We start from the raw sequence: 20,489 nt of genomic DNA, 5'->3' as shown, positions 1-20,489 counted from the left end.
GCCGCCATCGGGGGCAAGTCGAATCGTCGCACCGCCCCTCCCACATTTGGACCTCGGAGCGTCAGGTAGACACGCGTTGGCTAATGCGGCCGTCACGGGAGCAAGCCCCCTCACACATTGTGATCTGCGCAGATTTGAATATTTAGCTGGCCCGCCCCTTGCATTGACCCCCTAAAGCCCACCCGGTCTGCGGCTGGGCGCTGCCATTAGGGGTGAAACATTACCTTGAACATTCTTGACCTCGACCACAGCCTCACCGGTCAGGCGCCGATTGCCCGGCGGTTGGCCAGCGGCCGGGCGACGCGCCTCGACCTGCTGGACCTGGGCCCGAAACTGCGCCTGTGGTCCACGGAAAAAACCTGGAAGCGCTTTGTAGAGCGCCTGGCCCAACGGCCACGGCCCAGCAATGCACGCCCGGAAATCCTGTTCGTCGGCTCCGGCGACTACCACCACCTCACGCCGGCGTTCCTGGCCGACCTGAAGGAGCCCGTCAGCCTTATCCACTTCGACAACCACCCCGACTGGGTGCGCTTTGCGCCCAAGCGTCACTGTGGTTCGTGGGTCAACCGCGCGCTGAAAATGCCGGCGATCAAACGCATCGTCACCCTGGGGCCTTGCAGTGACGACCTGCATAACCCGCAACTGCGCGGCGGTAACCTTGGCGCCCTCAAGCGCGGGCAATTGCAGCTGTTTCCCTGGCAGCACCCGCCGTCGCAGGTGTGGGGGCGGATCGGCGATGGCGCCGGGCACCAACAGCAGGAAAACCACCTGCACTGGCGCAACCTGGCGGAACTGGATTGGGCGGCCTTCCTCAAGGAGATGATCGCCAGCCTGCCCACCGAAGCGATCTGGATCACCATCGACAAAGACGTACTGGCCAGCGAAGACGCCGCCACCAATTGGGACCAGGGTGGCATGCGCCTGAGCCACTTGCTCCAGGCCCTGCGGGCGTTGGCGGCGCATAAACGCATCCTTGGCATCGACGTGTGCGGCGAGTTTGCGCCGCCGGCCTTCAGCAACGCCTTCAAGCGCTGGGAGGCCAAGTCCGACCAGCCACCGCCCGAGCGGTGGAGCGCGCAGGATTTGCAGCGCAATGCGGCGACCAATGAAGCCTTGATCGACCTGTTTGAGGAGCTGTTCCCGTGACCCTGACCGTGGTGCTGTTGCTGGCGTTTTCGATTGTTCTCGATGTGATTGGCCAGTTGTGTTTCAAGCTGGGCGTGGACCGTTTACCGCAACTTGAGGGCGGTTTTCGCCTGCGCGCGTTCTGGGGCCAGGTGTTCAATGCGCCGCTGCTCTGGGCCGGCGTCGGGGCTTATGTGATCGAGTTTTTCGTCTGGCTCGAAGCTTTGTCCCGTGCGCCGTTGAGCCTGCTGTTTCCGCTGGCGGCGTTGGCCTATTGCCTGGTGGTGCTGGCGGGCAGGGTCGTGCTCAAGGAAACCGTCAGCCGACGGCGTTGGCTGGGCACGCTGGTGATTACTTTCGGTGTGATGTTGGTGGCGATTGCGGGAGGCCAGGCATGAGTACGCAAACCCTCGATACGGGCTGGCTGCATGGGCGTCTTGGCACGTTGGTGCTGTGGGCGCTGTTGATCGCCACTGAAAGTGCCGGGCAACTGTTTACCAAGGTGGCCGGTGATCAATTGGGCCAGATGGATTTCAACTGGCAGTGGCTGACACAGGTGGCGCGCAACCCCGGGATTCTGGCGGCGATTGCCAGTTATCTCGGCGCTTTTTTTGTGTGGATGCTGATCCTGCGGCGCAGCAGTTTGTCTTTGGCCTTTCCGCTGAGTTCGCTGGTGTTTGTGGCGGTGTTGCTGGGGTCCTGGCTTGGGCTGGGGGAGCACATCAGCGTTTTGCACTGGGTGGGTGTGGCGGTGATTGTGGCGGGGATTGCGCTGTTGGCGGAGGGAGAAGAGAACTGACCGGTCTGGTGTGTCCAGCTCGGTTCAACATGTGGGAGGGGGCTTGCCCCCGATGGCGGTGGGTCAGTCGCAGATGCACTCACTGACACTCCCTCATCGGGGGCAAGCCCCCTCCCACATGTTGATCTCTATACATCAGGTAGATCGGTGGTGGCTTTTAATTGAAGCTGTAGCTGATCGCCGTCTGCACCTGGCGCTGGTTGACGCTGCCGGCTTGCCTGACGATGCTGCTCTTGGCTGCCGAACCGACCAGGTGGACCCAACTGGCGCTGGTCAGCAATGACCAGTGCGTTGCCACCGGGAACGCGAAGCTCTGGCTCAGCGCCACGTTCTGCACGCCACCGCTGGCGGTGTAGGGCCGAAAGCCGGTGGCGGCGGCCTCGTGGTTGTCCACGCCGAAGAAGGTATTGGCCTGGCGTGCATCGGCAATATGCGCGACCAGCCCGGTGCTGCCGATAATCCCGCCACCCAGTGGATAGCCCAGTTCGCCGCCCAGTTTGCCGAGCGCGCCACTTTGCGTATTCCCACCGCCCACGGCCTGGCCCACCTGCGCGTAGACCCGCCAGAAATCGGCCGGGGCGTATTGGACGAACCCGCCGACCTCAGCCATGTCCGACACATTGCGCAGACCTTGCAGCGCGCCGTTGGACGTACGCCCCGACAGGTAATTGATATACGGGCCGGCGGTGATGCCATGGGCGTTCAACGCGCTCCAGGTCAAGCCGTCATCGGTGCCCAGGCTGACGTCGCCCCAGTCCAGGTCCAGGTAGGGCACGGGGCGGGTTTCGTAGCGGCTGCCCGTCGGGTCATGGGGCTGGTAGCTGAGGCCGGCGCCCACGTCGCCGCTGATGCCTTGCGCGCAGGCGGCACTGGAGAGGCCGCACAGCCCGAGAAACCCTGCGCATACGACAGACGTGAAGGTGGACATGGCACGCTTTCCTGATGAGTTCATGCGCGCATGAACGCGCAGACGCCGCCTCGCGCGCAAGCACTCATCTTGTTTGTAGCAAGCTACAAAAATTGTAGCTCGCCGAACCCACATCCTCTGCAAACCCTGAGAAAACCCCAGCCCCGCGGGGCCCTGGCCTGTTGGCACGCTCCCTGCTCTACCGGTTATGCAAGCGCATACAGCGCGCCTCTTTCCAAAGGTAGACGCAATGATCCAATGGCATATCGTGTGTGACTTCGACGGGACCATCACCCCCACCGATGTCATCGACAACGTCCTCCAACGCTTCGCCGGCCCCGAGTGGGAAACCATCGAACAGCAATGGCTGGATGGACATATCGGTTCACGCGAATGCCTGAGCCGCCAGCTGGCGCTGATCAAGGCCACCCCCAGCGAACTGCTGGCGTATTTCGACAGCGTCGAGATTGACCCGGACTTCCCGGATTTCGTCGATCACGTCATGGGCCTGGGCGCGACTATCGAAGTGGTCAGCGACGGCATCGAGCAGGGCATCGCACGCATTCTGTCGCGCAACTACGTGACTTTGCTGCCGATCCTCGCCAACCGCCTGCGCCAGATCGACCAGAACAGCTGGCGCATCGACTTTCCGTACGCCAGCGATGCCTGCCGCGCCGCTTCCGGCAACTGCAAGTGCAAGTCCACGCCGGGCAACAAGCGCGTGCTGGTGATCGGCGACGGCAAATCCGACATGTGCGTGGCCTCCACCGCCGACTTCGTGTTCGCCAAGGGCAGCCTCGCCGAGTATTGCGTCGCCCACCAGATTCCTCATGCGCGCTTTGACACCTTTGCCGAGGTGCCTGCCCTGCTGGCGCAACTGCCGCAAGGCATCGCCGCCAACGCCGCGACTTTCAACACCTCTTCCGACACTCAGGACCTCTTCCATCATGTCTGATATCCGCATCGCCACCGCCGAAGACCAGATCCTTCTGGATAAAGAAGCCAAGTACTGTTCCTACGGCGACACCGTTCACTACATCGAGCCGCCGCGTATTTTCAGTCGCTGCGAAGGCTCCTACGTGTGGGACACCGAAGACCAGGCCTACCTCGACCTGCAGATGTGGTACTCGGCCGTCAACTTCGGTTATGCCAACCCGCGCCTGAACAATGCTTTGAAACAGCAGATCGACACGCTGCCGCAGATCGCCAGCCAGTACCTGCACAAAGGCAAGATCGAGCTGTCGGAAATGATCGCGGTCGACGCCAAGAAAAAATTCGGCCTCGACGGTCGCGTGCACTTCAACGTCGGCGGTTCGCAGTCGATTGAAGACTCGTTGAAGGTGGTGCGCAACGCCAGCAACGGCAAGAGCCTGATGTTCGCCTTCGAAGGCGGCTACCACGGCCGTACGCTCGGTGCCTCGTCGATCACGTCGAGCTTCCGCTACCGTCGTCGCTACGGCCACTTTGGCGAGCGCGCCAACTTCATTCCGTTCCCGTATCACTTCCGCGGCCCCAAAGGCATGACCAAGGAAGAGTACGGCAGCCAGTGCGTGCAGCAATTCGCGCGTTTGTTCGAGACCGAATACAACGGCGTCTGGGACCCGAAAACCAACCAGTGCGAATACGCGGCGTTCTATGTGGAGCCGATCCAGGGCACCGGCGGCTACGTGATCCCGCCGATGAACTTCTATCGCGAACTCAAGCACGTCCTGGATCAGCACGGCATCCTGATGGTCTCGGATGAAATCCAGATGGGCTTCTACCGCACCGGCAAACTCTGGTCGATCGAGCACTTCGACGTGCAGCCTGACGTGATCGTGTTCGGCAAGGCGCTGACCAACGGCCTCAACCCGCTGGGCGGCATCTGGGCCCGAGAAGAGCTGATTAACCCGAAGATCTTCCCGCCAGGCTCGACCCACTCCACCTTCGCCTCCAACCCGTTGGGCACGGCGGTGGGCCTGGAAATGTTCAAGATGACCAGCGAAATCGACTACGGCGCAATGGTCATGGCCAAGGGCAAATACTTCCTCGAAGGCCTGCAGGACTTGCAGAAACGTTTTCCGATCATCGGTGACGTCGACGGCCTGGGCCTGGCGCTGCGCTGCGAAATCTGCGGGCCGGATGGCTTCGCCCCGGACAAGGCGACCCTGGACTACATGGTCGAGGAAGGCATGAAAGGCGACATGGTGGTCGATGGCCAGAAACTCGGCCTGATCCTCGACGTGGGCGGTTACTACAAGAACGTGATCACCCTGGCACCGTCCCTGGAAATCAGCTACCCGGAAATCGACCTGGGCCTGAAGCTGCTCGAGCAACTGCTGGTGCGAGCGACCAACCGGTGAGTACCGGCGAGATCGACCTCGGTGAAGGCGGTGCCGGCTTCGTTCTCGGTGAGGGTCCGGTCGGGATTCTGTTGATTCACGGCCTGACCGGCACTCCAACGGAATTGCGCCAGGTCGCCAGGGGGCTGGTCAAGGCGGGCAATTGCACGGTGTACGTGCCCACCCTGGCCGGGCACTGCGGCGATAACAGCGACCTGCAGGCCACCGGCTGGCGCGACTGGTACGAAGGGGTGCGCAAGACCTTCGTACAGGTCAAGCGGCGTCACGCGCAGGTGTTCGTCGGCGGCTTGTCCATGGGCGCGGTGATGTCGATGTACGTGGCGGCCGAACACCCGGGGCAGGTCGCCGGGCTGCTGATGTATTCAACCACCTTGAAGTACGACGGCTGGAGCATCAACAAGTTGGCGTTTCTCACGCCGTTGCTGATGAAGATTCCGTTCGGCGTGCACGTCTGCAGCTTCGAGGAGAAGCCGCCCTATGGCATCAAGAACGAACGCCTGCGGGCCGTCGTCGAGCGGCAGATGAAGGAGGGCGAGAGCAGCGAGGCGGGGTTGTTGACCATGGAAGGCGTCACCGTGCGCGAGTTGCATCGCCTCAACGCCGTGGTCAAGAAGCGCATGCCGGCGATCAAGGCACCGGCGCTGGTGTTGCACTCCATCGAGGACGACATCACCAGCCGTTGGAACGCCGATTACGTGGAGCGCCACCTCGGTGGCCCGGTGACCAAGATTCTGCTGGATAACTGCTATCACATGATTACCGTCGACCTGCAATACCGCCGTGTGATCGAGTTGAGCGCCGAGTTTGTCGAGCGGCATTCGATGCATCTCAATCGTGTGGCCTGATTCGCTGACCTGTAGGAGCGAGCTTGCTCGCGAAGGTCGTTCACGATAACGCGTAATGCCAGGCTGAACGCGGTCTCTGCGCGATTTTCGCGAGCACGCTCGCTCCTGCAGCAGGGGCGGTGTTGATAAGGAAAAACTGTGATAACCACCCAAGCCTACCCGTCTATCCGGGCTATCCAGCGCGATGCCTGGAATGACTGTTTCCCCGGTGCCCTGGAGGACTGGGACTATTACCTCGCCGTGGAAAACGCCGCGATCGATGACTTCCAGTGGCGTTACCTGGCCGTCTACGAAGATCAAACGCTGGTGGCCGTGGCGGTCGCGTTCATGACCCATTATCGCCTCGACACCACGGTGTCCGGGGTCGGCAAACGCTTGACCGAGCGCTTGCAACGCCTGTGGCCGGGGGCCTTGCAGTTGGCCCTGTACGCGATCGGCTCGCCGGTGGCCGAACGGTGTGACGCGGGTGTCGCCAGCCACGTGCCCGAGGGGCGCAGGCCCCTGTTGCTCGAGCAATTGCTCATCGCGGCGCGGCGCGATGCCGACGGGTTCGGCATCGGCCTGCTGGCGGTCAAGGACGCACCGACCCACGATGCGCACTGGGCCCAGAGTTGTCGCGCCGCAGGCTTTCAAAGCATGCCGAGCCTGCCCACCGGCGTGTTGCCGCTACCCTATGGGTCGGTGGACGCCTACCTGGGCTCGCTGGGCAAATCCACCCGCAAGGACCTGCGGCGCAAACTGCGCGCGCCGGGGCCACGGGTGGAGTGGCGGCACAACATCGATGACGTGCTGCCCGAGGTGATGCGCCTCTATGAAGCGACACTCACACGCGCGGACTTGCAGTTCGAACGCCTGCCCGCCGGTTACTTCACGGGGATTCTCGAGCAACTGCAAGAGCGTGCGGTGTGTGTTCTTTACTGGGTGGACGAGCACCTGGTGGCGTTCAACCTGATGCTGCTTGACGAGCATCGGCTGATCGACAAGTTTTTCGGGCATGACATCACGTTCAGCCGTGAGTACAACCTGTACTTTCGCAGCTGGCTGACCAATGTCGACTACTGTATTCAACACAATATTGCGCTGTACGAATGCGGCCAGGCCGGTTATGCCAGTAAACTGCGCCTGGGTTGCCAGTTCCAGGGCAACAGCCTGTTTTTCCGCCACCGCAATCGGCTGGTCAACGGCTTGCTCGCGCTTGTAAAACTGTTTATCCGACCGGACCGTTCCGACCCTGCCATGGCTGCTGCGACAAGCGAAACCTGATGATTACCAAGACCCGCCAGAAAGCCCGCCCCTTTGCCATTTCACGCTGGAGCGTGCAGCGCAAGCTGGTGCTGGCCTTCTGGCTGGTCAGCGTGATCCCGACCATGATCGCGGCGGAACTGGCCGCCACCACGCTGTCGCAGATTTTCGACAGTAACGTGCGCATCTGGCTGCAGGAGTCGACCAAGATCGTCAAGGACGAGATCGGCGATATCCTTCACGATAACGCGCGCATGGCCAAGCTGTTCCTGCGCTACGCCAGCCCACCCTCATCCAGGCAGGCTGAACGGCATGACCAGCTCACCGCCGACATCGCCAGCGCCACCGACATCGATGTGGTGGCACTGATTCGTACCAGCGACCGCAAGGTGCTGTTCAGCACCGCCGCCGACGATATCGTCAAGCAGATCAGCCTCACCAGCAATGCGGTGTTGCAGACCATACAGGTGGCCGGTTTGAGCACAGGCCTGGTGGTGTCGACCTTCGAGACCACCCGCGATGGGGTCGATTATCTGCTGCTGGTGGCGACTTACCTGGACAGCAGTTTCCTTACCAGCGTGGCCGACGTGCATTCCCTCGACCTGCGCTTGTACCTGGCCAACCCGTCGGGTTTTTCCGAGATATTCTCGACTCAGCGTTTCGAAAATCACCCGTCGCGCATTCCCAAAGACGTCGAAGCCGAGCTGCGCAGCACCCGGCAGCCGAGCGAGCAGTTCACCACTCAGTACAGCGGCTTGTACTGGCCGATCTTCAACGACGACGGCGAGCTGCAAGGCGTGATCTTCAGCGGCCTGCTGCGCCACACGAGCCTGGTGGGGCTGGTGAACCAGAGCAATTTGTTCCTGCTGATTTTCCTGGTCAGCTCGGCGCTGTCGCTGGCCGCAGGCATGTGGGTGTCACGACGCCTGACCCAGCCCCTGCGCGACTTGTCCCAGGGCGTGAACGCGGTGATCTCCGGCAACTACACGCACCGCGTCGTGGTCAGCGGCGGCGACGAACTGGCGCAACTGAGCAGCACGTTCAACCACATGACTGCACGGCTGGGCGAATTGCATCATCTGGAAGCCCAGCTACGCCGGCGTGACCGCCTGCATGCCCTGGGTGAAGTCGCCATGGGCCTGGCCCATGAAATCCGCAACCCGCTGGGCATCATCAAGACCGCCACCCAACTGCTGCATCGTCGCGCCGACCTGCCGGACACCGACAAGCGCCACCTGGAGTACGTCATCAGCGAGGTCAGCCGGATCAACGAACTGATCACCGAATTCCTCGATTTCGCCAAGCCCAATCCGCCGATGCGCGTCCTGCAACCGGCACGCTCGCTGGTGGAGGAAATCCTCGGTTTCTGCGCCCCGGAATTGAGTACCCACAACATCGACGCCCAGATTGACGACCAGGCGCCCGACGCCACGATCTACGCGGACGCCAAGCAGCTCAAGCAGGCCTGTCTCAACCTGATTCTCAACGCCATCGACGCGATGCCCGAAGGCGGGCGCCTCACCCTGGGTATCCGCAGCGCAGGCGACAATACCGTGATCAGCATCGCCGATACCGGCGAGGGCATCCCGGCGGATATGGTCGAGCGCATCTTCACGCCCTTTGTCACCACCAAGGCCTCGGGCACAGGCCTGGGCCTGGCCAAGGTCTATTCGATCATGGAAAGTCACGACGGCAGCATCGAGTGCGTCACCGAGAAAGATGCCGGCGCCACCTTCAACCTGTACATTCCGGCTAACGGTGAAGACAACGGCGAGGATGAGGACGGGCATGACGCATAACGTATTGGTGGTCGATGACGAGCCCAAGCTCTGTGAACTGCTGTCGTCCGCACTGAGCCAGAACGGCATCCAGGTGTTTACCGCCGGCAATGGCCTGCACGCGCTCAAAGTGCTGGAGCAGGAGGACATCGACCTGGTCATCAGCGACTGGCGCATGCCGGGCATGGACGGGCCGGCATTGCTGGCCGAGATCAAGCAGCGCTATCCAAACGTGCCGGTGATCGTGATGACGGCCTACAGCACGGTGAAAAATGCCGTGCAATCGATGCGCAATGGCGCCTACGACTACATTGCCAAGCCGTTCGATATCGACGAGCTCGATATCACCGTGGCCAAGGCCCTGCAATTTCGCGACATCATGCGCGATAACGCACGGCTGCGCGCCGAGCTGGATGAGCACGCCCAGTTCGACAGCCTGGTGGGCGACAGCCCGGCGTTTCGCAAAGTGCTGCAAGCGGTGGACTCGGTGCGCGACAGCAGCGCAACCATCCTGCTGACCGGCGAAAGCGGCACCGGCAAGGAAATGGTCGCCCGCGCCATTCACAAGCACGGCAGCCGTGCCGACCAGCCGTTCGTGGCGGTCAATTGCGCGGCGATTCCTGAAGGTTTGCTGGAAAGCGAGATGTTCGGTCATCGCAAAGGCGCGTTCACCGGCGCGGTGGCTGATCGGGTAGGGCGCTTCATGCAGGCCGACAAGGGCACGCTGTTCCTCGATGAGGTCGGTGATATGCCGTTGGCCTTGCAGGCCAAGATCCTGCGCGCCTTGCAGGAACGGGTTATCGAACCGGTGGGCGACCCCCGCGAGCGCAAGGTGGACGTGCGGGTGATCGCCGCCACCAACAAGAACCTGCTGGACGCCGTGGCCAACAAGGAGTTTCGCGAAGACCTGTATTACCGCCTGAATGTCTTCCCGATTCCGCTGCCGGCCCTGCGCGAGCGTGTGGAAGATATCACGCCCCTGGCCCGGCACTTCGCCCGCACCCTCAGCGCGACCACCGGCAAACGCATCAGCGGGTTCAGCCCCGAAGCCTTGCAGGCCATGGCGGCGTACCACTGGCCGGGCAATATCCGCGAGCTGCAAAACTGCGTGGAGCGGGCGACCATCGTGGCGGCGTCGTCGGTGATCGAAGATATCGATTTGCCGGGTTACCTGTTCGCCTCCAGGCCCGCCGATGTCGGCGCGGCGACAATCCTGGCCGATGGGCCGGGTGTACCGCAGGACCTGGATGCGGCGCTGGCGGAGGTGGAGAAGTCGTACATCCTGGCGGCCTTGCAGGAGAGCAACGGGGTACAGGCCGCCGCGGCGCAGCGCATCGGGATTTCAGAGCGCAGTTTCTGGTACCGCCTGAAGAAGCTTGGCATCCAGGTCGACAAAATAGTCCGCTGACACGGCGTGGTTAACATGTGGGAGGGGGCAAGCCCCCTCCCACAGTTGGACTGTGGTGTGTCAGGTGTGGACGCGTACCCAGATGCTGACCAGTATCGTCGCGGCCATCAACCAAGCGACTGCGGCGACTGCCAGCGACGCCTCCAGCCGCATCCGATCCACCACCACATACAACGTGGCCAGGTACACAAAGTACGGAATGATCGACCACATCCCGAACAGTATCGTGGTCTTCAGGTCCTCCACCGAGCGGCCCTTGCCGACAATGTAGTGGGCGATCAGCGCAAAGGTGGGAAACAGCGGCACCAAGCCTGCGATGTAATAATTTTTGGTCTTGGCCAGTGCCGCCAATATCAGCACTACCGCAGCGCCAAGCGCGGCTTTCAGAAATAGATCCATCAGTGACTCAACCCGTATTTCTTGACCTTGTCGAACAGCGTGGTCTTGGCCATCCCCAGTTCCTGGCTGGCCTGGGTCAGGTTGCCGCCGCTGCGTTGCAGGGCATCGTTGAGCAAGTTGCGCTCGAAGGCTTCCACCGCCTCGGTAAAGGCCAGGCCCTGGGTGCTGCCGCCCGTGCCGCTTTTCTTGAACGCGGGCAGGCCCAGGGCGAAGCGTTCGGCGACGTTGCGCAGTTCGCGCACGTTACCCGGCCAATCGTGGCTCATCAGGCTCGACAGCGTCTGGTTGTCCAATTCCGGCGCGGTGCGATCAAAGCGCAGCGAGGATTGCTGCAGGAAGTGTTCGAACAACTGCAGGATGTCTTCACGGCGCTCGCGCAGGGGCGGCAGTTCCAGGGTGACCACATTGAGCCGGTAGTACAGGTCGCTGCGGAATTGGCTGGCGCGGCTCAGTTCGTCGAGGTCGGACTTGGTGGCGGCGATCACCCGGCAGTCCACGGCCACGCTCTGGTTCGAACCCAGGCGTTCGAGGGTGCGTTCCTGCAGCACCCGCAGCAGTTTGATCTGCAGGTTGATCGGCATGCTTTCCACTTCATCGAGAAACAGCGTGCCCTCATGGGCGTGCTCGATCTTGCCGATGCGGCGCTTGCCGGCGCCCGTGAAGGCGTTGGCTTCGTGGCCGAATATCTCGCTTTCGAACAGATTTTCCGGCAGCCCACCGCAGTTCAGTGCGACGAACGGGTGGGAATGGCGCCGGCTGAAGTCATGCAGGCAACGCGCGACCAGCTCCTTGCCGGTGCCGGTTTCGCCTTCGATCAGCACATTGGCCGAGGTGTCGGCGACGTTGGCGATCAGTTCGCGCAGGGCCTGCATGGCCGGCGAGCGCCCGATGATGCGACCCTCCAGTGAGTCGCGCTCGGCCAGCTGGCGGCGCAGCGACCAGACTTCCCGCGCCAGCCCGCGCTGCTCCAGGGCACGCCGGGCAACGTCCACCAGGCGCTCGGGGGAGAAGGGCTTTTCCATGAAATCGTAGGCGCCGTTGCGCATGGCACCGACCGCCATGGAAATGTCGCCATGCCCGGTGATCAGCACCACCGGCAGGCTTTTATCCAGCGCCTTGAGGCGGGTCAGCAACTCCAGCCCATTGATGCCCGGCAGGCGGATATCGCTGATGACAATCCCGGCGAAGTTCTCGCCGATGTGCGTCAAGGCTTCTTCAGCGCTGCCCACGCCAACGCTGGGAATGTCTTCCAGCGCCAGGGCTTGCTGGCAACCGAGCAGCACATGGGGGTCATCTTCGACGATCAGAACAGTGAGGGCTTGGGCTTGCATATTCATGTCGACTCAACTTTTTCGGCGCCCGCCAACGGCAGGTTCAGGACAAACGCGGTACCACCACTGGCCGGATGTTCCACCGCCAGGCTGCCGCCGGTGGCCGCCGCGAGGCTTGCAGACAAGGTCAGGCCCAGGCCCAGGCCTTGCTCGCCGGGTTTGGTGGTAAAGAACGGCTCGAACAGATGCTTGCGCGCCTCGGGGTCGATGCCGTGGCCATTATCGCGCACCCGCAGGCGATACTTGCCCTCGGCACTCTGGCCTTCGAGCCACAACTGCGGCGCCGGTTGCGCCTGCATCGCGTCGAGGGCGTTGCCGATCAGGTTGACCAGGATCTGCTCCAGGCGCGTCTGGTCGATCTGCAACTGGACATTGGCGAACTCACGGTGCACGGCCAGCGGCACGCTGTCCAGGCGCGCGCCGAGCACCTGGAACGCGGCGTCCACGGCCTTGGCCAGGCTCGCTTCGCCCTGGTCGTCACCGCGCCGGGCAAACGAGCGCAGGCTGGCGGTGATGCGGCCCATGCGGTCGATCAGTTCGTTGATGGTCTTGAGGTTGGCGCTCGCGGTGTCCAGGGCCCCGCGTTCGAGGAAACGCACGGTGTTGCCGGACAGGGTGCGCAGCGCGGCCAGGGGTTGGTTCAATTCGTGGGCGATGCTGGTGGACATCTGGCCGATTGCCGCAAGTTTGCCGGCCTGCACCAGCTCGTCCTGGGCGTGGCGCAAAGTCTCTTCGGCCTGGCGCCGTTCGCGGATCTGGCCCTTGAGGCGATCGTTGCTGGCGCGCAGGTCGGCGGTGCGTTCGGCAATCCGTCGCTCCAACTGGCTGTTGGCTTCCTGCAGGGCTTCGCGCGCGGCGAGGCGGGTGGCGATGACCTTGCGCCGCTCGTTCCAGGCAATCAACAAAAACGCGACCAGGCCGAACGCGACGGCGACCAGGATGCCCTGGTTGATGGCGGCGCGGCGCAGGTCATTGAGCGGGGTAAGCAGGGTGAAATTCCACGGCGTGTCATTCAGCGGGCGGGTTTGCGCCAGGTAGCTGACTTCGTGCTTGTCGCTGACCACTTCGCTGTTGGCCGGGAAGGTCAGCTTTTCGCTGCCTTCGTTCAAGCGCTCGCGGGCCAGGGGCTCCAGCGCACTCAGGGTCGCCCAGTAATATTGCAGGCTGTGCGCCAGTCGGTCCCTGGTGTCATCGCTCAGGGGGCGCACCGCCTTGAGACGGCGGGCCGGGTCACTGGACAGGATAATGATGCCGTTTTCGTCACTGACGAAGGCTTCGAGGCGCGCGCGCTGCCAGCGTTCCTCAAGCGCTTCCAGGCGCACCTTGACCACGGCGACGCCGATGATCTTGCCGTGCTCTTCCAGGCCGTGGGCCAGGTAATAGCCGGGTTCGCCATTGGTGCTGCCAATGCCGTAGAAACGACCGGGCTGGCCGCGTACGGCGTTCTGGAAATAGGCGCGAAAGGACAGGTCTTCACCCTGATAACTGTCGGCGTCGCGCCAGTTACTGGTGGCCAGTACCCGACCGGTGGTGTCCATGACGTAGATGGCCCGGCTGCGGCTGCGGCGGTTCAGGCCTTCGAGGTAATCGTTGACGGTCTTGCGGGTTTCCTGGTTGGGATCGGCCAGGAGCAGCGAAACGCTGGATTCGAGCTCGAGCAGGCTGGGCAGGTAGGTGTATTTGCTCAGTTCGCTTTCGACGGTGCGGGCATGTAGCTCCAGCTGGCGTCCGCTATTGTCGCTGAGGGTGCGGATGCCGTAGTACTCACTGACCCAGAAGCCGATAAAACCCAGGCCGATCATCAGGGCGATGATCAACGGTGGCAGGAACAGTTGGCGTATCAGACGAGGCTTCACGGCAAGTGATGGCGGCGCGGCGCGATATTGAGTGGGGTCGCATTTCATCACAGATGCCTTGGGTCAGCTACTTCTCGCCTGCCAACTGTAGGAGCGAGCTTGCTCGCGAAAAACTCAAAGGCACCGCGTTAATTCTGGATACACGCGTTAACGTTGTCGTCTTTCGCGAGCAAGCTCGCTCCTACAGGGGAGAAGCGAGTTGCTTTTAGTGCTGCAGGATTTTCTCAAGGAAGTGCTGCGCACGTTCGGAGCGGGCGCTGATGTCGCCGAAGAATTCTTCTTTCGGGCAGTCTTCGATGATCTTGCCGGCGTCCATGAAGATCACGCGGTCGGCCACTTTGCGCGCAAAGCCCATTTCGTGGGTCACGCACATCATGGTCATGCCTTCGTGGGCCAGTTGCACCATCACGTCGAGCACTTCGTTGACCATTTCCGGGTCCAGCGCCGAGGTCGGTTCGTCGAACAGCATGACGATCGGGTCCATGGCCAGGGCGCGGGCAATCGCGACACGTTGCTGCTGGCCACCGGACAGTTGCCCCGGGTGCTTGTGGGCATGGGCCGACAGGCCTACGCGCTCAAGCAGTTGCAGGCCCTTCTGGGTGGCTTCTTCCTTGCTGCGACCAAGCACCTTGATCTGCGCGATGGTCAGGTTTTCGGTGATGGTCAGGTGCGGGAACAACTCGAAGTGCTGGAACACCATGCCCACGCGCGAGCGCAGTTTCGGCAGGTTGGTCTTCGGGTCGGCAATCGAGGTGCCGTCCACGACGACGTCGCCCTTCTGGAACGGTTCCAGCGCGTTGACGCACTTGATCAGCGTGGATTTGCCCGAGCCGGACGGCCCGCACACCACGATCACTTCGCCTTTTTTAACCTCGGTGCTGCAGTCGGTCAGCACCTGGAAGTCGCCATACCACTTGTTGATGTTCTTGATAGAGATCATACGGCAAACCTTTTTTGCAGACGCTTGACCAGCAGCGAGGCGGAAAAGCTGATGATGAAGTAGACGACACCGGCGAAGATCAGGAACTCATTGGAGCGGCCGATGATGTCGCCGTTGGAGCGGGCGGAGTTGAGGAAGTCCACCAGGCCCACGGTGTAGACCAGCGAGGTGTCCTGGAACAGGATGATCGACTGTTGCAGCAGCAACGGCGTCATCTTGCGGAACGCCTGGGGCAGGATGATCAGGCGCATGGTCTGGCCGTAGGTCATGCCCATCGCCTGAGCGGCAGCCATCTGTCCCTTGGGGATCGACTGCACGCCGGCCCGCACGATTTCACAGAAGTACGCCGCTTCGAACATCATGAACGCCACGACGCACGAAGTGAACGCGCCGATCGGCGTGTCTTCGCCGGTGATCCAGCGCAGCACGAAGGGCACCGCCAGGTAGAACCAGGTGATGACCAGCAGCAGCGGGATCGAACGGAAGTAGTTCACATAGGCGCCGGCCACGCGGGACAGCAGCTTGCTGGACGACAGGCGCATCAGCGCCAGGATCGTGCCCAGGATGATGCCGCCGACCACGCCCATGACCATCAGCTGCAGGGTCATGACCATGCCGTTCCACAGGCCCGGGATCGCGGGGATGATGCCGCTGAAATCGAAGTCCATTATTTACCCCCCACGGAGATCAGGCCGGGCACTGCGACTTTCTTCTCGACCACGCGCATCAGCAGCATCAGGCTCATGTTCAGGGTGAAGTAGATCAGCGTGGCCAGGGTGAAGGCTTCAAACAGGTTGGCCGAAAACTCGGCGGTCTGCTTGGTTTGTGCCAGCAGTTCCATCAAGCCGATCAGGGACGCCACGGAGGAGTTCTTGAACACGTTGAGGAATTCGGAGGTAAGCGGCGGAATGATGATGCGGTAGGCCTGGGGCAGCAGCACATTCCAGTAGATCTGCGGCAGCTTGAAGCCCATGGCGCGGGCTGCGGCCTCCTGGCCACGGGGCAGCGCCTGGATGCCGGTGCGCACTTGCTCACACACACGGGCGGCGGTGAACAGGCCCAGGCACACGACGACGCTCAGGTAGGCCGAGGTGGTCGGGTTGAGGTCTTGCTTGTACCAGTCCTGCAGGTTCTGCGGCAGCAGGTCGGGTACCAGGAAGTACCAGATAAACAGCTGAACCAGCAGCGGCACGTTTCGAAACAGTTCCACGTAGCAGGTCGCGATGCCCGCGACGAGGCGGTTTGGCACGGTGCGCATGACTCCCAGAATGGAGCCCAGCAGCAAGGCGACAATCCATGCCACGACAGCGATGGCGATGGTCCAGCCCAGGCCGGCGATGTACCAGTCGAGATAAGTCTCGCTGCCAACGCCAGTGGACTTGAAGAACACGCTCCAGTCCCAGTTGTAATTCATTAGGGTCTCCCCCGAAATCGATCGATGTACAAGCACCCGCTTGGGGAATGCCATTTCCCACCTGACGTTGAACGCCAGGCACACACGATCGGCTCGAAAACCGCCAGGTCGAGTGTTCCAAGTTAAAGCCAGCAGGTAGTAACAGACGCCTGAGGGAGGGGTGGCTCCCTCAGGGGATAAGCTTAGTCAGGTATCAGATTTTTACTTCTGGCGCTGGTTTGTCGCTTGGGTTGGCGATCAGCTCCTTGACCTTGTCGCTCATCGGGAAGTTGAGGTTCAGGCCTTTCGGTGGGATCGGGCTTTCGAACCATTTGGCGTAGATCTTGTTGATTTCGCCGGATTTGTACAGGCTGACAATGGCGTCATCCACGGCTTTCTTGAAGTCCGGGTCGCCTTTGCGAACCATGCAGGCATAGGCTTCGAAGGACTGCGGAGTACCGGTGATGACCCAGTCGTCCGGCTTCTTGGCCTTGGCTTCTTCACCGGCCAGCAGGGCGTCGTCCATCATGAACGCTACGGCGCGGCCGCTTTCGAGCATCTGGAAGGATTCGCCATGGTCTTTGGCGGAGATGACGTTCATGCCCATCTGCTTGTCGGCGTTCATCGCCTTGATGATGCGCTCGGACGTGGTGCCGGCGGTGGTCACGACGTTCTTGCCTTTCAGGTCGGCAAAGTCGGCGTAGGACGGCTTGCCTTCCTTGTCTTTCTTGACCAGCAGGCGGGTGCCGATTTCGAAGATGTTGGTGGTGAAATCAACTTGCTGGGCGCGTTCGGCGTTGTTGGTGGTGGAGCCGCACTCAAGGTCCGCAGTGCCGTTCTGGATCAGCGGAATGCGGGTTTGCGAGGTCACCAGGTTGTACTTGACCTTCAGGTCGGGCTTGTTCAGGTCTTTTTTCAGGGCTTCGACGACGGCCAGTTGAATGTCATGGGAGTAGCCGACAGGCTTGCCCGAACCATCCGCAATGTAGGAAAACGGGATGGAGCTGTCGCGGTGAGCGAGAGTGATAGTGCCGGAGTCGTTGATTTTCTTCAGCGTGCCGGTGAGTTCGGCGGCGAAAACTGGAGTGCTGATCAGAGCAGCAGCGATAGCTGCGCCCAGGATATGGGGAACGATGCGCATCAATACTTCCTCGACATTTGTTTTTTTTATGAAGCCAGCTAAACGGCTCTCTTGTACAGCGAATGCCTTGACGGCTCCTGAGGCGTCTCGGGCAATCGTGAGGAAGTGTAGAGCATGAGTCGTGCCATACCGAAAACAAAAGCTTAACGTATTGAATTACATGGAAATTAACTTTGTGTGACAGTCGCTGTCTGCATCGCAGGTACGGCTAACCGAATAGAGAGGAGGTATAACGTTCGGAAAACCGAATGTCACATCCGCTGACGGTAGGCGCGAGCTTGCTCGCGAAAAACGCAAAAGCGCCGCGGTTATTCTGGATAAACGCGGCGCTCTCGGGTTTTTCGCGAGCAAGCTCGCTCCTACAGTGTCGGGAGGGGGTCAGGCCGCTTCGATCTTGCTGCGGTTCTGTTCAACCCGGGACAGGTAGCGTTGCAGGTTGTCCTGTTCCGCCGCCGTGGTGAACAGGCCCAGCTTGGTACGGCGCCACAGCACGTCCTGAGGCTGCGTCACCCATTCTTCAGCACACAGGTAATCGACTTCGCGGGTGTAGAGCCCGCCTCCCAGGTGCTCACCCAGGTCGGCCTGGGTCTGCACACCTTCCAGCAGGCGCCAGGTGCGGCTGCCGTAGGTGGTCGACCAACGACGGGCGATTTCGCCTGGCAGCCAGTCGAACTTGCTGCGAATGGCCTCGGCCAGGGCTTCTGGCGTGGTCATGTCTTCGCCGCCGGGCAGGCTGGCCTTGGCGGTCCAGCTTGGGCGCATTTGCGTGAAGTACGGCGCCAGTTGCGCCATGGCCGATTCAGCCAGCTTGCGATACGTGGTCAGCTTGCCGCCGAACACCGACAGGATCGGTGCCTCGCCGGCAGCGCCGGACAGCGACAGGGTGTAGTCGCGGGTAATGGCCGACGGGTTATCCGATTCGTCGTTGCACAACGGACGTACGCCCGAATAGGTGTGGACGATGTCGTCACGGCTCAGCTGTTTCTTGAAGTGCGCGTTGACCACCTTGAGCATGTAGTCGGTTTCACCTTCGGTGATAGCCACTTTCGCCGGATCGCCGGTGTATTCACGGTCGGTGGTGCCGATGATGGTCAGGTGATTCAGGTACGGAATCGTGAAGACGATGCGCTGGTCTTCGTTCTGCAGAATGTGCGCATGCGCCCCGTCGTAGAGTTTCGGCACGATCAGGTGGCTGCCCTGGATCAGGCGGATACCGTAAGGCGAATCCAGCTTCAGATCCTCCTTGATGAACTTGGCGACCCACGGGCCTGCGGCGTTTACCAGCGCACGGGCGCGGATCGAGAACAGGCTGCCATCGGCGCGCTCCATGTTCATTTCCCACAGGCCGTTGCTACGGTGTGCACTGATGCAGCGGGTCTGGGTGTGGATATGGGCGCCTTTCTCGCGTGCGGCCATGGCATTGAGCACCACCAGGCGGGCGTCGTCGACCCAGCAGTCGGAGTATTCGAAGCCTTTGGTGATTTCGCTTTTCAGCGGGCTGTCGGCGCCGAACTTGAGGCTTTTGGAACCGGCCAGTTTCTCGCGCTTGCCCAAGTGGTCATACAGGAACAGGCCGGCACGAATCATCCAGGCCGGGCGCAGGTGCGGACGGTGCGGCAGCACGAAGCGCATCTGCTTGACGATGTGCGGCGCCTTCGCCAGCAGCACTTCGCGCTCGGCCAGGGCCTCGCGTACCAGACGGAACTCGTAGTGTTCCAGGTAGCGCAAGCCACCGTGGATCAGTTTGCTGCTGGCTGACGAGGTGTGGCTGGCCAGGTCGTCCTTTTCGCAAAGGAATACCGACAAACCGCGACCGGCTGCGTCTGCTGCAATGCCGACGCCATTGATCCCGCCGCCGATAACGGCGACATCATAGACTTCGGCAAGCGGTGGGGCAGGCAAGGTAGAAGGGTTCATCGGCTTGGCCTCGCGATCTTTTCGTATTGGAATTCGAACATTAATGTTCATTTGCGAAAATGGTAGCTGATAAATGCGGGCACAGCCAGCCGACTTCGATTGAAAAAACTCATCGAAGGGCGGGGAAAGGAAAATTTGTGAACCGATAGTTCCCACGCTCCGCGTGGGAATTCAGCCTATGACGCTCTGCGTCCAGCAATGCGTTCCCACGCAGAGCGTGGGAACGAGAAGTCAGACGACTTCCAGACGAACCTTATGCTCATTCAACACCTGCACCAGCGCCGGCACCGGCTGCTGGTCGGTGACCAGGCAGTCCACCAGGCTGATCGGGCCCAAGCGAATCATGGCATTGCGCCCGAATTTGCTGGAGTCCGCCGCGAGGATCACTTGCCGCGCATTGGCGATAATCGCCTGGGAGACCCGCACTTCCTGATAGTCGAAGTCGAGCAGGCTGCCATCTTCATCGATGCCGCTGATACCCACCAGCGCAAAGTCGACCTTGAACTGGTTGATGAAATCGACGCTGGCCTGGCCAACCACACCGCCGTCACGCCGCACATTGCCGCCGGTCAGCAACACGTCGAAGTCGTCCTTGGCACTGAGCATGGTGGCGACGTTGAGGTTGTTGGTGATGATTTTCAGGTGATGGTGATTGAGCAACGCACGGGCGATGGATTCGGTGGTGGTACCGATATTGATGAACAACGAGGCGTGATCGGGAATCTGCGCCGCGATGGCTTCGCCGATACGCTGTTTCTCATCGCGCATCTGGTCGGCACGCATGGCGTACGCGGTGTTCTCGACGCTGGAGTCATAGGCCGCGCCGCCGTGGTAGCGGCGCAGCAGATTGGCGTCCGCCAGCTGGTTGATATCGCGGCGGATGGTTTGCGGGGTGACAACGAACAACTGCGCCATTTCCTCGATACTGACGTAGCCGCGTTCGCGGACCAGTTCGAGGATTTGTTGTTGGCGGGGAGGCAGATTCATGGGGCGTCCTTTGGGCTGCCATACAAAAGTGGCCCATGATGACGCAGGAATCCGCTCCCTGCCAGTTACAACCTGAGGT

19 protein-coding genes are annotated in these 20,489 nt (G+C 61.5%); 9 read left to right on the top strand and 10 right to left on the bottom strand.

What is annotated here, in order from left to right; translation table 11 throughout:
* Positions 1-225 precede the first annotated feature (225 nt).
* Genes BFP90_RS25020 through BFP90_RS25010 form a run of 3 tightly spaced genes read left to right on the top strand, consistent with a single transcriptional unit; the run spans position 226 to position 1,924 of the window.
* Positions 226-1,146, top strand: coding sequence for an arginase family protein (locus tag BFP90_RS25020; protein WP_065894034.1), 921 nt, complete (start codon positions 226-228; stop codon positions 1,144-1,146).
* A complete protein-coding gene (locus BFP90_RS25015) occupies positions 1,143-1,523 on the top strand; it encodes an EamA family transporter (RefSeq protein ID WP_065885975.1) in 381 nt (126 codons plus the stop codon). Before BFP90_RS25020 ends, BFP90_RS25015 begins: the two co-directional genes overlap by 4 nt.
* Complete coding sequence (locus tag BFP90_RS25010) at positions 1,520-1,924, top strand: EamA family transporter (RefSeq protein ID WP_065885976.1); 405 nt, start codon at positions 1,520-1,522, stop codon at positions 1,922-1,924. Before BFP90_RS25015 ends, BFP90_RS25010 begins: the two co-directional genes overlap by 4 nt.
* Before the next feature lie 157 nt (positions 1,925-2,081).
* Here the strand turns inward: BFP90_RS25010 and BFP90_RS25005 are convergent, their stop codons facing one another.
* Positions 2,082-2,852 (bottom strand): MipA/OmpV family protein, encoded by a 771-nt coding sequence (locus BFP90_RS25005; protein WP_065898217.1) that lies wholly within the window; start codon positions 2,850-2,852, stop codon positions 2,082-2,084.
* Between the two features lie 229 nt (positions 2,853-3,081).
* On the opposite strand from BFP90_RS25005, the gene BFP90_RS25000 reads away from it, so the two are divergent.
* The 6 genes from BFP90_RS25000 to BFP90_RS24975 all read left to right on the top strand — a co-directional run bounded on the left by BFP90_RS25000 (position 3,082) and on the right by BFP90_RS24975 (position 10,446).
* Positions 3,082-3,786 (top strand): HAD-IB family phosphatase, encoded by a 705-nt coding sequence (locus BFP90_RS25000; RefSeq protein ID WP_065885978.1) that lies wholly within the window; start codon positions 3,082-3,084, stop codon positions 3,784-3,786.
* On the top strand, positions 3,779-5,173 hold the full coding sequence (locus tag BFP90_RS24995) for an aspartate aminotransferase family protein (protein ID WP_065885979.1): 1,395 nt from the start codon (positions 3,779-3,781) through the stop codon (positions 5,171-5,173). The genes BFP90_RS25000 and BFP90_RS24995 overlap by 8 nt, the downstream gene beginning before the upstream one ends.
* A complete protein-coding gene (locus tag BFP90_RS24990) occupies positions 5,170-6,018 on the top strand; it encodes an alpha/beta hydrolase (RefSeq protein WP_065898216.1) in 849 nt (282 codons plus the stop codon). Before BFP90_RS24995 ends, BFP90_RS24990 begins: the two co-directional genes overlap by 4 nt.
* Positions 6,019-6,156: 138 nt before the next feature.
* Positions 6,157-7,281: a GNAT family N-acetyltransferase gene (locus tag BFP90_RS24985; protein ID WP_065898215.1), complete on the top strand. Its 1,125-nt coding sequence runs from the start codon at positions 6,157-6,159 to the stop codon at positions 7,279-7,281.
* Positions 7,281-9,059 (top strand): sensor histidine kinase, encoded by a 1,779-nt coding sequence (locus BFP90_RS24980; RefSeq protein WP_065898214.1) that lies wholly within the window; start codon positions 7,281-7,283, stop codon positions 9,057-9,059. The genes BFP90_RS24985 and BFP90_RS24980 overlap by 1 nt, the downstream gene beginning before the upstream one ends.
* Entirely contained in the window at positions 9,049-10,446 is a 1,398-nt protein-coding gene (locus tag BFP90_RS24975; RefSeq protein WP_065898213.1) for a sigma-54-dependent transcriptional regulator, read from the top strand. Before BFP90_RS24980 ends, BFP90_RS24975 begins: the two co-directional genes overlap by 11 nt.
* 60 nt (positions 10,447-10,506) lie before the next feature.
* On the opposite strand, the gene BFP90_RS24970 is transcribed toward BFP90_RS24975, so the two are convergent.
* The 9 genes from BFP90_RS24970 to BFP90_RS24930 all read right to left on the bottom strand — a co-directional run bounded on the left by BFP90_RS24970 (position 10,507) and on the right by BFP90_RS24930 (position 20,410).
* Positions 10,507-10,845: a GlpM family protein gene (locus BFP90_RS24970; protein WP_065891898.1), complete on the bottom strand. Its 339-nt coding sequence runs from the start codon at positions 10,843-10,845 to the stop codon at positions 10,507-10,509.
* Positions 10,845-12,182, bottom strand: a complete 1,338-nt coding sequence (locus BFP90_RS24965) for a sigma-54-dependent transcriptional regulator (RefSeq protein WP_065898212.1) — start codon at positions 12,180-12,182, stop codon at positions 10,845-10,847. The genes BFP90_RS24970 and BFP90_RS24965 overlap by 1 nt, the downstream gene beginning before the upstream one ends.
* Positions 12,179-14,080: a sensor histidine kinase gene (locus BFP90_RS24960; RefSeq protein ID WP_065898211.1), complete on the bottom strand. Its 1,902-nt coding sequence runs from the start codon at positions 14,078-14,080 to the stop codon at positions 12,179-12,181. The genes BFP90_RS24965 and BFP90_RS24960 overlap by 4 nt, the downstream gene beginning before the upstream one ends.
* Positions 14,081-14,237: 157 nt before the next feature.
* Positions 14,238-14,972 (bottom strand): amino acid ABC transporter ATP-binding protein, encoded by a 735-nt coding sequence (locus BFP90_RS24955; protein WP_065885987.1) that lies wholly within the window; start codon positions 14,970-14,972, stop codon positions 14,238-14,240.
* On the bottom strand, positions 14,969-15,640 hold the full coding sequence (locus tag BFP90_RS24950; RefSeq protein ID WP_046071144.1) for an amino acid ABC transporter permease: 672 nt from the start codon (positions 15,638-15,640) through the stop codon (positions 14,969-14,971). Before BFP90_RS24950 ends, BFP90_RS24955 begins: the two co-directional genes overlap by 4 nt.
* Complete coding sequence (locus BFP90_RS24945; protein WP_065885988.1) at positions 15,640-16,386, bottom strand: amino acid ABC transporter permease; 747 nt, start codon at positions 16,384-16,386, stop codon at positions 15,640-15,642. The genes BFP90_RS24950 and BFP90_RS24945 overlap by 1 nt, the downstream gene beginning before the upstream one ends.
* A gap of 193 nt (positions 16,387-16,579) precedes the next feature.
* Positions 16,580-17,506 carry a glutamate/aspartate ABC transporter substrate-binding protein gene (locus tag BFP90_RS24940; RefSeq protein WP_065885989.1) on the bottom strand — a complete coding sequence of 309 codons (927 nt, stop codon included), beginning with the start codon at positions 17,504-17,506 and terminating at the stop codon, positions 16,580-16,582.
* Between the two features lie 378 nt (positions 17,507-17,884).
* A complete protein-coding gene (glpD, locus tag BFP90_RS24935) occupies positions 17,885-19,423 on the bottom strand; it encodes a glycerol-3-phosphate dehydrogenase (RefSeq protein ID WP_065898210.1) in 1,539 nt (512 codons plus the stop codon).
* A 231-nt stretch (positions 19,424-19,654) separates the two neighbouring features.
* Complete coding sequence (locus BFP90_RS24930) at positions 19,655-20,410, bottom strand: DeoR/GlpR family transcriptional regulator (RefSeq protein WP_057724781.1); 756 nt, start codon at positions 20,408-20,410, stop codon at positions 19,655-19,657.
* Positions 20,411-20,489: the final 79 nt, after the last annotated feature.

The organism is Pseudomonas sp. 24 E 13 (genome assembly GCF_900004715.1).
Classification (GTDB): Bacteria; Pseudomonadota; Gammaproteobacteria; order Pseudomonadales; family Pseudomonadaceae; genus Aquipseudomonas; species Aquipseudomonas orientalis_A.
This window is presented reverse-complemented; position numbering and strand designations above follow the sequence as displayed.

Bases quoted from the DNA above. Each gene is read 5' to 3' on its own strand.
- BFP90_RS25010 (WP_065885976.1), top strand. From the start codon at position 1,520: ATGAGTACGCAAACCCTCGATACGGGCTGGCTGCATGGGCGTCTTGGC.
- BFP90_RS25005 (WP_065898217.1), bottom strand. From the start codon at position 2,852: ATGTCCACCTTCACGTCTGTCGTATGCGCAGGGTTTCTCGGGCTGTGC.
- BFP90_RS25000 (WP_065885978.1), top strand. From the start codon at position 3,082: ATGATCCAATGGCATATCGTGTGTGACTTCGACGGGACCATCACCCCC.
- BFP90_RS24995 (WP_065885979.1), top strand. From the start codon at position 3,779: ATGTCTGATATCCGCATCGCCACCGCCGAAGACCAGATCCTTCTGGAT.
- BFP90_RS24980 (WP_065898214.1), top strand. From the start codon at position 7,281: ATGATTACCAAGACCCGCCAGAAAGCCCGCCCCTTTGCCATTTCACGC.
- BFP90_RS24975 (WP_065898213.1), top strand. From the start codon at position 9,049: ATGACGCATAACGTATTGGTGGTCGATGACGAGCCCAAGCTCTGTGAA.
- BFP90_RS24970 (WP_065891898.1), bottom strand. From the start codon at position 10,845: ATGGATCTATTTCTGAAAGCCGCGCTTGGCGCTGCGGTAGTGCTGATA.
- BFP90_RS24965 (WP_065898212.1), bottom strand. From the start codon at position 12,182: ATGAATATGCAAGCCCAAGCCCTCACTGTTCTGATCGTCGAAGATGAC.
- BFP90_RS24960 (WP_065898211.1), bottom strand. From the start codon at position 14,080: ATGAAATGCGACCCCACTCAATATCGCGCCGCGCCGCCATCACTTGCC.
- BFP90_RS24955 (WP_065885987.1), bottom strand. From the start codon at position 14,972: ATGATCTCTATCAAGAACATCAACAAGTGGTATGGCGACTTCCAGGTG.
- BFP90_RS24950 (WP_046071144.1), bottom strand. From the start codon at position 15,640: ATGGACTTCGATTTCAGCGGCATCATCCCCGCGATCCCGGGCCTGTGG.
- BFP90_RS24945 (WP_065885988.1), bottom strand. From the start codon at position 16,386: ATGAATTACAACTGGGACTGGAGCGTGTTCTTCAAGTCCACTGGCGTT.
- BFP90_RS24940 (WP_065885989.1), bottom strand. From the start codon at position 17,506: ATGCGCATCGTTCCCCATATCCTGGGCGCAGCTATCGCTGCTGCTCTG.
- glpD (WP_065898210.1), bottom strand. From the start codon at position 19,423: ATGAACCCTTCTACCTTGCCTGCCCCACCGCTTGCCGAAGTCTATGAT.
- BFP90_RS24930 (WP_057724781.1), bottom strand. From the start codon at position 20,410: ATGAATCTGCCTCCCCGCCAACAACAAATCCTCGAACTGGTCCGCGAA.